We start from the raw sequence: 12,638 nt of genomic DNA, 5'->3' as shown, positions 1-12,638 counted from the left end.
CACCTACATGTCGAGCCCGAGGTCGAGCACTGTCACCGAGTGCGTCAAGGCACCTACAGCGAGGTAGTCGACGCCGGTTCGGGCGTACTCTGCGGCAACGTCGATGGTGAGACCACCGGATGACTCGAGCTTGGTTTCGGGGGCAACAGCGTCTCGGCGTTGGACCGCGATCTGCGTCTGCCACAGCGGGAAGTTGTCCAGCAGAACAAGTTCCACGTTCTCCGCCAGCACCTGGTCGAGCTGAGTGAGGTTGTCGACCTCGACTTCGCACTCGATGTCCGGCGCGAGCTCACGGACCGCACGAAGTGCTGCGACCACCGAACCGGCAGCGGCAACGTGGTTGTCCTTGATCAACGCCGCGTCACCCAATCCCATGCGGTGGTTGACGCCTCCGCCCACGTGGACTGCATATTTCTGCAGAGAACGCAGTCCGGGCAGTGTCTTTCGGCTGTCCCGCACTTTGGCATGAGTGCCGGCGATGGCGTCGACCCACTGCGACGTCGCCGTGGCGATTCCCGAGAGATGGCAGACGAGGTTGAGCATCGTCCGCTCTGCCGTGAGAAGGCCGCGGGTGGGCGCGACGACGGTGAGCACCGATTGACCTGGCGCAACCCGAGTTCCATCGGCCACCCGATCAACGACCTCGTAGTTACCCGCGCCGATCACCTCGTCGAGAACAAGCAGTCCGACGTCGATGCCGGCGACAGTACCCGAGGAGCGTGAGACGACCGAAGCCTTCGCGACCGCATCGGCGGGAACCGTTGCGGTAGAAGTGATATCAGGGCCATAGCGCAGATCCTCGTCCAGAGCGAGCCTGACCAACGTGAGCAGTTCGTCACGGTCGAGCGGCGCGGGCAGGATCTTCTGCTCGGTCATCAATGAACTCCTGTCAACAACATGTCTAGTATTTCGAGCGCTCCATCGGCACTCATCTTGATCCGAGTGCTGCGACGCTGATTCGGATCTGTTTCAGGATAGTCGGTGCGGGTGTGACAGCCTCGGCTCTCGGTTCGTGCCACGGCTACATCGACCAACGCTGTCGCGGTCAGTGTGAGCGCCGCGTCTTCGAGGTCCCCAGCAGCCACCGCCACTGTCTGATCGGCGCCGGCAAGCGCGGCTCGCGCAGTCAGGAGACCGCCTCCGTCGCGAACCACCGACGCGTGTGCTGTCATGACGGACTGCACAGTCTCTCGTGGGAGGATCGGCATCGGCTTGCGCACCACGTTGACCACTTCGGCATGAACCTCGCGACGCTCGGCAGCTGCGATTCCGGCACGCTCCCCGACCACCAAACCCTCGAGAAGGCTGTTGGACGCAAGACGATTCGCGCCGTGCAATCCCGTGCGAGCCACTTCGCCCGCTGCGTAGAGTCCAGGCACTCCCGTTCGTCCATGGACGTCGGTGGCGACTCCACCGCACGAGTAGTGCGCGGCCGGAGCGACCGGAATGAGTTGGGTGCGTGGATCGATGCCCGCTTCGAGACAGGATGCGGTGATCGTCGGGAACCGCGAATCGAAGCCGTCGAGCTTGCGGGCGTCGAGGTAGACGTGATCGGTACCGAGATCTCGTAGGCGTGCTGCGATTGCGCGCGAGACCACGTCACGCGGGGCGAGATCACCCAGCGGATGAACACCTGCGGTGACCGAATCGCCGTTGGTGTCGACAAGAATCGCACCTTCGCCGCGGACCGCCTCACTGATCAAGGGCCGGCGACCCACTCCACCCGGAGTGAAGAGCACCGTCGGATGGAACTGAACGAATTCCAGATCCGCAATTGCCGCACCTGCTTCGAGCGCCAACGCGATTCCGTCGGCAGTTGCACCGGGCGGATTTGTACTGCAGGCATACAGCTGACCGAGTCCACCGGTAGCGAGCAGTACCGCGGGCGCATGGATCACTCCGAGCCCTTCCGGCGAGGAGACGATGAGGCCACATACCCCGCGACGGTTGGTCACCACCTGAACTGCCGCTGCACCGAACAGAACGGGGAGGCCGGCAGCGTTGAGAGCCCGCTGCACTTCCGCGCCCGTGGCGTCGCCGCCCGCATGGATGATCCGACGCGTGCTGTGCCCACCCTCGCGGGTGCGCGACACCTCGCCGTCTCGCCCGCGATCGAAGACCGCGCCCAACGCGGCCAGCGCCGCAACTGCGTCGTGACCAGCTTCGACGATGGAATAGACAGCTTCCTCGTCGCACAAGCCGACGCCGGCCTCACACGTATCCGCAACGTGCGACTCGACGGAATCCGTATTCAGATCGTCGACGACTGCGATGCCGCCCTGCGCGTACTGAGTCGAGGTGTCCGTCGGACCACCCTTGCTGACCGTGAGTACTTTCAGCCCCCGCAGAGAAGCGGTGCGCGCAGCGGTGAGGCCCGCGACACCGCCTCCCACGACGACCAGGTCGGCATGAGCCTCCCAGGCGAAACGCCCGGCAGGGCTGGTCACTCGCCGCCGCCCGGATTACCGATCTCGATCATGCGCTGCACCGATTTCTGTGCACGCTTGGCCATCTCGAGATCGACGTGGACCTCGTCCTTGCCCTCGAGAAGGCAGCGAAGCAACGCGGCAGGCGTGATCATCTTCATGTACGGGCACGACGCGCGGTCGTTGACGGCCTGGAAATCGACGTCGGGCGCTGCCTTGCGCAACTGGTGCAGCATCCCGATCTCGGTGGCGACCAGAACCTGCTTGCTCTTGGTGACGCGGGCAGCGTCGAGCATTCCGCCGGTGGAGAGGATCTTGACCTTGTCCGCGGGGACCGCGCCTTCACCGGCGAGGTACAGAGCCGAAGTAGCGCAACCGCATTCAGGGTGCACAAAAAGCTCGGCATCGGGGTGAGCCTTGGACTTCGCCGTCAACTCGTCACCGTTGATACCCGCGTGGACGTGGCATTCACCGGCCCAGATCTGCATGTTGGTGCGGCCTGTGACGCGCTTGACGTGAGCTCCGAGGAACTGGTCCGGGAGGAAGAGAACTTCCCGGTCGGGATCAATCGAGTTGACCACGTCGACGGCATTGGACGACGTGCAGCAGATGTCGGTGAGACCCTTGACCTCGGCCGTGGTGTTGACATAGGACACGACGAGGGCGTTCGGGTTGTCGGCCTTCCACTCACGAAGCTGCTCGGCATTGATCGAGTCGGCCAGAGAACAGCCGGCTCGCTCGTCCGGGATCAGCACGGTCTTGGACGGCGACAAGATCTTCGCGGTCTCGGCCATGAAGTGCACACCGCAGAAGACAATCGTGTCCTCGGGCGCCTCGGCAGCGATTCGCGAAAGCGCCAGGGAGTCGCCGACATGATCGGCGACGTCCTGAATCGCAGGCAGCTGGTAGTTGTGCGCAAGAATCGTCGCGCCGCGTTCGCGAGCCAGACGTTTGATCTCAGCGGCCCACTCGGGGGTCGCTTCGACTCCGTTGTATCCGCCGGGGCCGTCGTGAATCTGCGAGGCCGATCCCTCCCATAACGTCGTGGTCGTCATGGCGTTCTCCTTCACCGTGAACCCGGGCTCGTCACCCAGTTCAAATCCGGACGGGCTGGCCCGGATTTCCGTATTCGAGGTTTTCGACTTAGGATCGAAAACGTGCCCAATAGTAACACCACCCACGAAGTGCTTGCAGCGGTGTTCCAAGTTCGCACCTTCCCCGCAAGCATCGCCGCAGGTGACGGCGATCACTGCCCACAAGGGCGTGAAGAGTTGGCCGTGCTGCTGTGGCAGCGCGCACTCAACCCGCAGAAAGGCACATGGTCACTGCCCGGGGGCACTTTGCGCGACGACGAGGACCTGACGACCTCCGCTCGACGACTCCTCGCTGAGAAGGTCGACCTACGAAAGGTCGCCCACCTCGAGCAACTCTCCGTCTTCAGTGATCCACAACGAGTGCCGGGCCCGCGCCGCATCGCGTCGACCTTCCTCGGACTCGTTCCCCTCAGCGCCGACCCACAACTTCCACCCGACACGGCCTGGCACCCCGTTTCGAAGTTGCCGGAGATGTCGTTCGACCACGGAACCGTCGTACGGCACGCGCGTAATCGACTGGCTGCAAAACTCTCCTACACCAACATCGCATTCGGGCTGGCTCCCGAAGAGTTCGCGATGTCGACACTGCGCGAAATCTACTGCGCTGCGCTCGGTTACCAAGTCGACGCAACCAACTTGCAACGCGTACTGGGTCGCCGAGGCGTACTGACTCCCACCGGCAACACCGCACCGTCCGGCAAGTCGGGCGGACGCCCACCGGCCCTGTACCGCTTCACCGACTCCACCTTGCGAGTCACCGACGAGTTCGCTGCACTGCGTCCCCCGAGCTGACGTCGATCAGGTTCTCAGGCAACGGCTTCGAAACTTCCGCGTTGCAGCCACGCCGAGTTCACCGCGCCGGCCGGATCGATGACCCGATTGATTGCGCCGAACCGCGTCGTCACCCGATCGAGAATCCGATCGGCCTGCCAACGATCCGTCGGATCAGCGACTATCGCAAAGAAGCGATGGGTCGGTTTTCCCGCCATGACGCGCACCAATTCTGTCACCGTCCGCGCGGTGGCCGCCACGCTCCAACCGGCGTCGAGAAACTCGGTGGCGATACGCGCACCGTGCTCGAATCCGATGTCCGTGACAAGTACAACTCCCCTGTTCGGGGCGATCTCAGAAACGCTCATTGCGAAACCTCCACTCGGAATCAAACTTCTTGACTCCCATGTAAGTCCGCAATCTTGTGGCTCCCTTGTGTTGGTTCTGTGAGAACTCTGGGGATTCCGCGCCCCACACATCAGGCAGATCGAGACAGCCCCGCCCAGAAGACCGTCGAGGCCGCGTTCACCACATCGCCGACCGGCACGTCGCCCAACATTCCGCCCGCGGCCAGCGTCGCGACGCCATGGAACGTCGCAAAGGCAACCAGCGCAATACTTTCCGGATCACCGGCGGCAATGTCACCCGCAGCCTGCGCTTCCGATACGAGCCGAACGGTCAGGTCCATCGTCGCGTGCCCCGCGTTCACGACAGTCTCGGCCGCACCGGGTGCATGCTTGTTGCTGTACATCAGAGACAACAGGCCCGGATGCTCCAACGCAAAATCCACATAGGCGTTGGCGAGCGAGGAGAACCGGGCTCTCGCGGTCGGCGGCGCCTCCGAAACTGCTCGCTCGAGTGCACCGGTCATCCGATGGAATCCGCTTTCAGCCAAGGCGTCGAGCAAAGCCTGACGGTCGCGAAAATGCTTGCCGGGGGCCGCGTGACTCACGCCCGCCTCGCGCGCAAGCTGCCGCAGCGACAACTTGTCGACGCCATCACGCTCGAGGGTCGCTTCAGCTGACGCCAGGAGTTCCTGTCGCAGGCTGCCGTGGTGGTACGGCTGTTCGTGGGCGGGCATAGTGGCACCATATCAAAATGTTGTCATTGACAACTATGGTGTCAGTGCCTACATTTGGGATCACCCGAACCGAAGGAGCCACCATGGCCATCGACGTAACCGGAACCACCGTCCTCATCACCGGAGCCAGCGCTGGGCTCGGAGTGGAATTCGCTCACCGCTTCGCCGCTCGCGGTGCAAATCTGGTTCTCGTCGCCAGGCGGGCAGATCGCCTCGAAGCCCTCGCTACCGAACTCCGCGTCGCCCACGGCATCACAGTCACAGTTCTGCCTGCCGACCTGGCGGCGCCCGGCGTCGGCGCAACACTGCACCAGGAGCTGACAAACCGTGGCATCACCGTCACCTCGCTGATCAACAACGCCGGATTCGGAACACACGGAGCATTCGTGGACGAAGATCTCGAGCGCGTCACGTCCGAAATTCAGCTCAACATCGCCACGCTGGTCGAACTGACGCACACCTTCCTGCCCGATCTCCTGGGCGGACGTGGAGCGCTCGTCAACATCGCGAGCACGGCGTCGTTCCAGCCGACCCCTGGCATGGCCGTCTACGGCGCGTCCAAGGCTTTTGTGCTCAACTTCACCGAAGCACTCTGGGCAGAAGCTCGCGGCAGCGGATTGACCGTATTGGCGGTGTGCCCCGGCCCGACACGAACCGAGTTCTTCGACGTCGTCGGCTCCGAAGATGCTGCGGTCGGGCGAATGCAGACGGCAACTCAGGTGGTGGATACGGCTTTCCGGGCACTGGATCGACGCAACGCACCGCCGACAGTCGTATCAGGTTTGCCGAATTGGGTGTCCTCGATCAGCACTCGCTTCGCAACCCGCCGGTTGGGAGCGTTGATTTCGGGTCGACTGTTGGGTGACGTGCGAATGAAGTCCGCAGCGAACCGCCCGTCGACGTCGGCGGTATAGAGAAGCGTCGGCTGTATAGAAGCAACGGCTGTATAGAAGCAACGGCTACGGGAGTTTCGGCTGGACCTCGTCGTCGGTCTGTTCGGCCTCGGTGGCCGGATCCCCGGATTCCGGATCCCCAGATTCCGGATGGTCCCCCACACCGAGGTCGTCGTACGGATTGAGCACTGCCAGAACCAAAGTCACGACGCACGCCGCGAGCGGCTGAAACAGAAGCACAAGCAACGTGCCGATGTTCGGTGCGCGCGCGATGATCTCCCCGACCGCCGGATTGTCGGCGGTGGGGAAACGCAGTTTTGTCACGCCCGAACCCACGAGTGCCATCAGTCCGGCACCTGCCGCCGAGCCGACTATCAACCCGCCCAGGGCATACGGGCCTCGACTCAGACGCGCCAACCACGCCGCTACTGCCGACAGCACACCGACGATCAGTGCCAGCCAGATGAACACAGCACTCGCGTCGAACTGATGGAGGCTCTCACCCGTCAACGCGACGCCGCGCCCCTCGGACACCACCAACAGATGCTCGGCCGGAGCCAAGAACGCCCACACCACACCGACGAGCACGCTCACGCCCGCAGTGGTTGCGGCGATCACGATCGCGGTGCGCAGACGAGTCTGCCGAAGAGAGATCACACAGAGTGACGCTACCTGCGGGCGGCGTCGATCGAGTCGACGACACCGTGTCGGGAGCATTTCGCCCACCATCCGTCAGGGCTGACCTGAACGATCATGCGGCGCCCGCACTGCTCGCAGAAGCGAGGCGGCTCTAGCCCCATCGACGCCGCAGTCGGCGTCGGATCGTCGACACCGTCGACGATCCGACGCCCGGTGAACGGGTTGTACCGCTCCTCGGTCACCGGAGTGCTCACAGAGTGTCGTTCAGTGCTTTGATCGGCATCTGCAGATCCACCAACAAATCCAGATCCTTCTCGGCGGGACGCCCGAGGGTGGTCAGGTAGTTGCCGACGATGACGGCGTTGATTCCGCCGAGGATGCCCTGCTTGGCGCCCAGATCGCCGAGAGTGATCTCGCGTCCACCCGCGAAGCGCAGGATCGTGCGGGGCAGCGCGAGACGGAATGCCGCCACGGACTTGAGCGCCTCGCTGGCGGGCAGCACATCCAGATCCCCGAAGGGTGTGCCGGGACGCGGGTTGAGGAAGTTGAGCGGGACCTCGTCCGGCTCGAGTTCAGCCAAGTTCGCGGCAAATTCTGCGCGCTGCTCCAATGATTCACCCATACCGAGGATTCCGCCGCAGCACACTTCCATGCCTGCTTCGCGAACCATCCGAAGCGTGTTCCACCGCTCTTCCCACGAGTGTGTGGTCACGACGTTCGGGAAATGCGACTTCGAGGTCTCCAAGTTGTGGTTGTACCGGTGCACACCCATGGCGGCCAGTTGGTCGACCTGTTCCTGGGTCAGCATGCCGAGCGAGCAGGCGATCTGGATGTCGACCTCATTGCGGATCGCCTCGATACCTGCGGCTACCTGAGCGAGCAACCGGGCGTCAGGTCCGCGGACGGCGGCCACGATGCAGAACTCGGTAGCGCCCGACTTCGCAGTCTGCTTGGCAGCTTCCACCAGGCTCGGGATGTCCAACCAGGCCGCGCGAACCGGCGACTGGAAGAGTCCGGACTGCGAGCAGAAATGGCAGTCCTCGGGGCAACCGCCCGTCTTGAGGCTGATGATGCCCTCGACCTCGACCTCCGGTCCACACCATTTCATACGCACATCGTGGGCGAGAGCCAGCAGGTCTTCGAGCCTGTCGTCGTCGAGTCGGAGTACGTCGAGCACCTGGCTTTCGGTCAGGCCAACTCCTCTTTCGAGAACTTGCTCGCGCGCCTGGTCGAGGATGTCGACCGTCGCAGGGGCCGTGCTAATCGGGGGCGGGGTCACAGACGTCTCCTTCGAAACCAGCAAAATTGAACACCGTACAAGTTGAACGGTGTTCACGTTAGAGACGTGGTGGAATACTGTCAAAGGCGGGTCCGATCGACATTCGATCGCGAGCGCCCCACAGCGGGACGAAACGAGGGGAACAACAAGTGCAGTTGCGACGCGGCGACGTGCTGGACGGCGCCATGGCGATACTCGACGAGTTCGGACTTGCCGACCTCACGATGCGCAGGCTCGCAACGTCACTGGGTGTCCAACCCGGCGCCCTGTACTGGCACTTCCCGAACAAGCAGACCTTGCTCGGTGCGGTCGTCGACAAGATCCTCGAAGACCTCGACACTCCCGTAGACGCAGAGACATGGCAAGACGCGTATTCCGAACTGGCACACAGACTTCGGTCTGCCCTGCTGGCGCACCGCGACGGCGCCGAGTTGGTCAGTGCCACCTTCGCTTCGCGGATGACAAGCAGCAAGGTGCGCGAGCACTTCGTACACGCCGGCGAAGAATCCGGGCTATCACGCGAGCATGCCCAACTCGCGGCGTACGCCCTGCTGTACTACGTGCTCGGCCACACCGTCGACGAGCAGTCCCGAGCGCAGATGGAAGAAATGGGGGCACTTACCCGAGCACCCATTTCCCCCGACTCCCCCGAGGTGATCGGCGGCGGTTCCGACGAGGACCTCCTCGACGGCGATCCGACAGTGCGCTTCCAGTTCGGCCTGGACCTGTTCATCGACGGCATCCGCACTCGCCTGAATTCGACCACACATTCAACGCGCACAGAATCGGCTCTACGACACTCCTGACAGCCGTAGTAGTGCAGTAGTGCCGGCCGCGACAATCACCACTAGTACCAATGGCGCCTTGAACCAGGCGCAGATGCCTCCGGCCACCACGCCAAGCATCCGCGCCGGCCCCGCAACGTCATGCCCGGTGAAGATCGTCGATGTCGCAACCACTGCAAGCAGCAGCACCACGACAGCACGATCGAGGGTTTTCTCGGCAAAGCTCGAAAGCTTCACCCGAGAGCGGAGCAGAACGCCACTTGCCCGCAAAGCGTAAGAGCCGCAAGCGAACACGACAATACCGATCCAGACCGACGCGGCATTCATCGAACCTTCTCCCGGAACGGTATCGTCACCGCGATACTCAGCAGCGCTACGAGCGGCGCGGTACCGGGCGGCAGGAACGGCGACGTGGCCACCGCGACTGCTGCACCGATCAGGGCGGCAAGCAGCGTCACCTTTTCCTTCAGCGCAGGCAAGACAAGGGCCAGAATGACAGCGGGAAACGCGGCATCCAATCCCAACGCGCCGGGGTCTCGGACGACGCTGCCGAGCAACCCGCCCAGCAGCGCTCCGATCGGCCACGACACCGCGATCCCGATTCCACAGAACCAAAAAGCCGCACGCTTGCGCTCCACCGATCCCTGCGCCATGGCGACCGCGACGCTTTCGTCGTTGACCAGGTGCGCGCCGACCATACTGCGCCAGCCTGAATCTTTGTAGCGACCCCTGCCGAGAAATGATCCTGCCGACATCCCGTAGGCGAAGTTACGTGAGTTGATCAACAAGCCCGCCACAACAGCAGCGGTGGCACTGCCTCCGGCTGCGATGATTCCGATGAACAAGAACTCCGACGACGCTCCCAGAACGAGTACAGCCAATGCCGAAAGCTGCCACAACGAGAATCCAGCCGATCCTGCCGTCACACCGTAGGACACACCGACGATGGCCACGGAGAGCCAGATCAGCACGCTCACCCGAACCGTGTCTCGATCAACTGTTCGCCATAAAGAACGCATGTATTCTATGTTGAACGAAGTGACACCGTTCGTCAAGTAGAACGACCGATCGGAGAATCGAACGATGACCAGTAATGAAACGGATACAGCGGAGACTCCTCAGAAACTGGTCGCCGTCGCACTCAAACGCGAACGTGCCCGAGCAGGCTTGAGCCTCTCGGAGGTGGCGCGGCGCGCCGACATCGCCAAATCCACACTCTCCCAACTCGAATCCGGCCTCGGGAACCCGAGCCTCGAAACACTGTGGGCACTCGGCAACGCGTTGGGTGTGCCGTTCTCACAACTCGTCGACTCGCAGGCACAGACCGTTCAATTGATTCGAGCCGGAGAAGGTCCCGCAATTGCTTCGGCAAACGCGTCGTACATCGCGACGCTCTTGGCGCCGAGCCCACCGAACGCACGACGCGATCTGTATCGGATAGTCGCCGAACCGGGCGAGCCGCGTATTTCGACTCCGCATGCGCGCGGCACCACCGAACACGTTGTGATCGGCACCGGGCGAGCGGAGGTCGGGCCCACTGCAGATCCGATCGAGCTCGGACCGGGCGACTATCTCGCTTATCCCGGCGACGAGGAGCACATCTTTCGGGCGCTCGAACCAGGGACGACGGCGATCATGGTGTCGGAACACATCTGAGCCGCGATGAGTTTCGCCGCTGCGGGAAGTCTGTATCTGGGAGGTGATGTGGCCAGAGCCTCGATTGCCGACGACAGTAACGACCGACAGCAGGAGGACCCATGTCCGGATCCAGCATCAGCAGCATTTTGCTCTCGAGCACCAACCCCGAACGCTTGCGCGACTGGTACGCCGAGGCGTTCGCCCCGAAGGTCGACCGGACTCCCGGTGACCCTGGCTACGACGTCCTCGACTTCAACGGTTTCTACGTAATGCTCGACAGACGCGACGACGTCGGTGAGACCAACCCCCAGCCGGGTCGCATGTTCCTCAACGTCGAGACCGACGACGCCCGGTCGATCGCACAGCGCATCGACGCACTCGGCGGAAACTGGCACGCTCCGCTCGAAGTCCGCGGGGGCAGTTTGTTCGCCACCGCGATCGACCCCGACGGAAACTACGTTCAGATCATCGAGTTCAGCGAGGAAGCCAGGGCCGACATGGAATCCGGAATGACGGATTCCCAACCCACCTAGTCCGACACCAGCTAAGAACGGAGACAGTCATGCTTGCGGACACCAAAGCATTCAGCGGATTTTCGGTGACAGACATCGATGCTGCAAAGAAGTTCTACGGCGAAATACTCGGGCTGAAAGTGACCGATGAAGACATGGGGCTGATTCGGCTACATCTTGCCGGCGGAACCGAAGTCCTCGTCTATCCCAAACCGAATCACGAAGCGGCGACGTACACGATTCTCAACTTCGTCGTCGACGACATCGATACAACCGTCGATCAACTGACCGCACGTGGCGTGGAGTTTCTGAAATACGACGGATTCCCCCAGGATGCGCGAGGCATCATGCGTGGCAACGGCCCCGACATCGCGTGGTTCACCGATCCAGCCGGCAATGTTCTGTCGGTAATCAAGGAGTCCTGACGCGCTTAACCGCTGAACAGCTGTGACTGCCGCTGTTCAGCGGTGTCGGTGTTCGAGCGTTCTGCTGCCGCAGTTTCACGCTCGGCCGCCAGTTGCTCGGCGCTTTTTGCGTCGACAACGGGCTCCGACGCGCTGAGGTCGGAAAACAAGCCATTGCTCGATTCGTTCACATGCCACCCTTTTGCCTGGTCATCGTTGCCGCGCGCAGATAAACCTGCGTTAGAGATCGGTCGATGGCTACTTGATTACTGCCGCCCGTACGGCGCCGACAAGGCGCCGATGACCCAGCAGTTCTTGACCCAGTGTTGCACGCCTGTGTTTTCCACGAGAAATTCGGTCCAGACGGGTTGTCATCGCCCGCACGGCGGAGCAATGTGAAAGATGAGCGCGGAGCAGGTCGGCAGCACTTTCGTCGGACACCTGGCCCCTCAATTCACCGCACAATTTTTGGAGGAATCATGTTGGGAATTGCTTTGGGCCTCGGCAGCGCTGCTGTCGGAATCGGCCTCGGACTACTGGGCGCGGGAGCGGGAATTCTGCTGAGCGACAAGACCGTCAAAACTGCGCGACGTGACCTCACCGCCTGACGAGGGCGAGCGCACTGACTATTTGGACACTCGGGTCAGCACTCGGGTCAACGCGGCGATGCGCCACCCCGCGCAGTGGGTGCTCTCGCACGCCACACGTCGCCGCGGCGTGGACACAGACGCAGCCGTTCCCACCAGCGCCCAGGACGTGCTCGACCGGTTGACGGCTCTCCGAATCAGCACGTGGAGTTACGGTTTCGACCACAAGTCGATCCGTCATCTCGGACCGATGGCACAGGATTTTGCCGCAGTCTTCGGCCTGGGATCCAACACCCGTCGGATCTCGGCCGTCGATGCAAACGGCGTCTGCATGGCGAGCATCCAAGCATTGAACCGCAAAGTTCTCGCCCTCGAGACAAAGGTCAGCGCGCTCGAGAAGGACATGGACAGACTGCACGAAGAACTGGGAGGCACGGGCACGGATCGAAATGCATTAAAGGTCAACAACAGTCACACACCCCCGCCGCTCGACGAGTTCGGTAGGTCCGCAGGTCTGTAGTTTGTTCGG

General features: G+C 62.6%; 19 protein-coding genes. 8 read left to right on the top strand and 11 right to left on the bottom strand.

The annotated features are described in order from the left end of the window. Nucleotides 1-3 precede the first annotated feature (3 nt). From nadC to nadA, 3 genes are read right to left on the bottom strand one after another with little or no spacing between them, the layout of a single operon-like run. The gene (gene nadC / locus B0E55_RS26465) at nt 4-876 is read right to left on the bottom strand and encodes a carboxylating nicotinate-nucleotide diphosphorylase (RefSeq protein WP_003941805.1); all 873 of its coding nucleotides are present in this window, start codon (nt 874-876) and stop codon (nt 4-6) included. Then, the gene (locus tag B0E55_RS26460; RefSeq protein WP_080910808.1) at nt 876-2,447 is read right to left on the bottom strand and encodes an L-aspartate oxidase; all 1,572 of its coding nucleotides are present in this window, start codon (nt 2,445-2,447) and stop codon (nt 876-878) included. Before B0E55_RS26460 ends, nadC begins: the two co-directional genes overlap by 1 nt. Then, nucleotides 2,444-3,481, bottom strand: a complete 1,038-nt coding sequence (nadA, locus tag B0E55_RS26455) for a quinolinate synthase NadA (protein ID WP_020908027.1) — start codon at nt 3,479-3,481, stop codon at nt 2,444-2,446. The genes B0E55_RS26460 and nadA overlap by 4 nt, the downstream gene beginning before the upstream one ends. Nucleotides 3,482-3,583: 102 nt before the next feature. Here nadA and B0E55_RS26450 point away from each other — a divergent pair, with 102 nt between their 5' ends. Further along, a complete protein-coding gene (locus B0E55_RS26450; RefSeq protein ID WP_007733069.1) occupies nt 3,584-4,312 on the top strand; it encodes an NUDIX hydrolase in 729 nt (242 codons plus the stop codon). Between the two features lie 14 nt (nt 4,313-4,326). Here B0E55_RS26450 and B0E55_RS26445 read toward each other — a convergent pair whose 3' ends face one another. After that, complete coding sequence (locus tag B0E55_RS26445) at nt 4,327-4,659, bottom strand: SDR family NAD(P)-dependent oxidoreductase (protein WP_019748808.1); 333 nt, start codon at nt 4,657-4,659, stop codon at nt 4,327-4,329. A 110-nt stretch (nt 4,660-4,769) separates the two neighbouring features. Then, on the bottom strand, nt 4,770-5,372 hold the full coding sequence (locus B0E55_RS26440; protein WP_046378680.1) for a TetR/AcrR family transcriptional regulator: 603 nt from the start codon (nt 5,370-5,372) through the stop codon (nt 4,770-4,772). Between the two features lie 83 nt (nt 5,373-5,455). Here B0E55_RS26440 and B0E55_RS26435 point away from each other — a divergent pair, with 83 nt between their 5' ends. Then, a complete protein-coding gene (locus tag B0E55_RS26435; RefSeq protein ID WP_019748810.1) occupies nt 5,456-6,286 on the top strand; it encodes an SDR family NAD(P)-dependent oxidoreductase in 831 nt (276 codons plus the stop codon). 45 nt (nt 6,287-6,331) lie between these two features. Here B0E55_RS26435 and B0E55_RS26430 read toward each other — a convergent pair whose 3' ends face one another. The 3 genes from B0E55_RS26430 to bioB are packed head-to-tail and all read right to left on the bottom strand — an operon-like array spanning nt 6,332 to nt 8,168. After that, nucleotides 6,332-6,922 carry a DUF2567 domain-containing protein gene (locus B0E55_RS26430; RefSeq protein ID WP_019748811.1) on the bottom strand — a complete coding sequence of 197 codons (591 nt, stop codon included), beginning with the start codon at nt 6,920-6,922 and terminating at the stop codon, nt 6,332-6,334. 11 nt (nt 6,923-6,933) lie between these two features. Further along, nucleotides 6,934-7,158, bottom strand: coding sequence for a biotin synthase auxiliary protein BsaP (gene bsaP, locus B0E55_RS26425; RefSeq protein ID WP_019748812.1), 225 nt, complete (start codon nt 7,156-7,158; stop codon nt 6,934-6,936). Continuing rightward, nucleotides 7,155-8,168: a biotin synthase BioB gene (bioB, locus tag B0E55_RS26420; protein WP_024487821.1), complete on the bottom strand. Its 1,014-nt coding sequence runs from the start codon at nt 8,166-8,168 to the stop codon at nt 7,155-7,157. Before bioB ends, bsaP begins: the two co-directional genes overlap by 4 nt. 164 nt (nt 8,169-8,332) lie before the next feature. Between bioB and B0E55_RS26415 the strand changes: the two genes are divergently transcribed. Beyond that, nucleotides 8,333-8,989, top strand: coding sequence for a TetR/AcrR family transcriptional regulator C-terminal domain-containing protein (locus B0E55_RS26415; RefSeq protein WP_080910807.1), 657 nt, complete (start codon nt 8,333-8,335; stop codon nt 8,987-8,989). Here the strand turns inward: B0E55_RS26415 and B0E55_RS26410 are convergent. Then, nucleotides 8,975-9,295, bottom strand: a complete 321-nt coding sequence (locus tag B0E55_RS26410) for an AzlD domain-containing protein (RefSeq protein ID WP_080910806.1) — start codon at nt 9,293-9,295, stop codon at nt 8,975-8,977. The genes B0E55_RS26415 and B0E55_RS26410 overlap by 15 nt on opposite strands. After that, on the bottom strand, nt 9,292-9,987 hold the full coding sequence (locus B0E55_RS26405) for an AzlC family ABC transporter permease (RefSeq protein WP_198538456.1): 696 nt from the start codon (nt 9,985-9,987) through the stop codon (nt 9,292-9,294). Before B0E55_RS26405 ends, B0E55_RS26410 begins: the two co-directional genes overlap by 4 nt. Before the next feature lie 64 nt (nt 9,988-10,051). On the opposite strand from B0E55_RS26405, the gene B0E55_RS26400 reads away from it, so the two are divergent. The 3 genes from B0E55_RS26400 (at nt 10,052) to B0E55_RS26390 (ending at nt 11,543) form a co-directional block, all read left to right on the top strand. After that, a complete protein-coding gene (locus B0E55_RS26400; RefSeq protein WP_020908036.1) occupies nt 10,052-10,624 on the top strand; it encodes a helix-turn-helix domain-containing protein in 573 nt (190 codons plus the stop codon). Nucleotides 10,625-10,725: 101 nt separating this feature from the next. After that, nucleotides 10,726-11,139: a VOC family protein gene (locus tag B0E55_RS26395; RefSeq protein WP_019748817.1), complete on the top strand. Its 414-nt coding sequence runs from the start codon at nt 10,726-10,728 to the stop codon at nt 11,137-11,139. Between the two features lie 29 nt (nt 11,140-11,168). Then, nucleotides 11,169-11,543, top strand: a complete 375-nt coding sequence (locus B0E55_RS26390) for a VOC family protein (protein WP_080910804.1) — start codon at nt 11,169-11,171, stop codon at nt 11,541-11,543. A 5-nt stretch (nt 11,544-11,548) separates the two neighbouring features. Here the strand turns inward: B0E55_RS26390 and B0E55_RS31980 are convergent, their stop codons facing one another. Beyond that, nucleotides 11,549-11,713: a hypothetical protein gene (locus B0E55_RS31980; protein ID WP_019748819.1), complete on the bottom strand. Its 165-nt coding sequence runs from the start codon at nt 11,711-11,713 to the stop codon at nt 11,549-11,551. Nucleotides 11,714-12,001: 288 nt separating this feature from the next. Here B0E55_RS31980 and B0E55_RS32505 point away from each other — a divergent pair, with 288 nt between their 5' ends. Both B0E55_RS32505 and B0E55_RS26385 read left to right on the top strand, forming a co-directional pair. Further along, the gene (locus B0E55_RS32505) at nt 12,002-12,130 is read left to right on the top strand and encodes a hypothetical protein (protein WP_021333694.1); all 129 of its coding nucleotides are present in this window, start codon (nt 12,002-12,004) and stop codon (nt 12,128-12,130) included. After that, the gene (locus B0E55_RS26385) at nt 12,114-12,629 is read left to right on the top strand and encodes a tail fiber domain-containing protein (RefSeq protein WP_108912743.1); all 516 of its coding nucleotides are present in this window, start codon (nt 12,114-12,116) and stop codon (nt 12,627-12,629) included. Before B0E55_RS32505 ends, B0E55_RS26385 begins: the two co-directional genes overlap by 17 nt. Nucleotides 12,630-12,638 lie beyond the last annotated feature (9 nt).

It is taken from the genome of Rhodococcus sp. 66b (assembly GCF_002076325.1).
Classification (GTDB): domain Bacteria; phylum Actinomycetota; class Actinomycetes; order Mycobacteriales; family Mycobacteriaceae; genus Rhodococcus_F; species Rhodococcus_F erythropolis.
Note: the sequence above shows the minus strand (reverse complement) of the source record. Positions and strands in the feature narration are given on the sequence as shown.